This is a genomic window from Gilvimarinus sp. 1_MG-2023, from assembly GCF_030548285.1.
The window spans coordinates 1-282 of sequence record NZ_JAUOSC010000863.1 but is presented as its reverse complement, the minus strand read 5'-3'; the positions used below and the strand labels follow the sequence as shown (position 1 = coordinate 282).

Here is a 282-nt window from a genome sequence, read left to right as displayed (position 1 = left end):
AAACTGCTATGGCAGAGGCTTCGGTAGCAGTAAATACTCCTACAACAATTCCGCCAATTACAACCACTAACATAAATAAGCTAGGAACTGCAACAATAAATGTTTTAAAAATATCCTTAAAAGAGCTTTTCTGTCCTAATTTGTATTTTTTCTTTTTTGCCCAAAAAGATGCTACCACCATTAAAAACACTCCTGTCATGATTCCAGGAATGTATCCCGCTAAAAATAAGGCTGCAATAGAAGCTCCACCACTAGCTAAGGAATAAACGATGAGTACATTGC

The 282-nt window shown here is 36.5% G+C and carries 1 protein-coding gene; it reads right to left on the bottom strand.

Annotated features, from left to right (window positions below):
- The coding region (locus tag Q4563_RS19350) for a TRAP transporter large permease subunit (RefSeq protein WP_303605671.1) at nt 1–282 on the bottom strand (282 nt) is incomplete at both ends.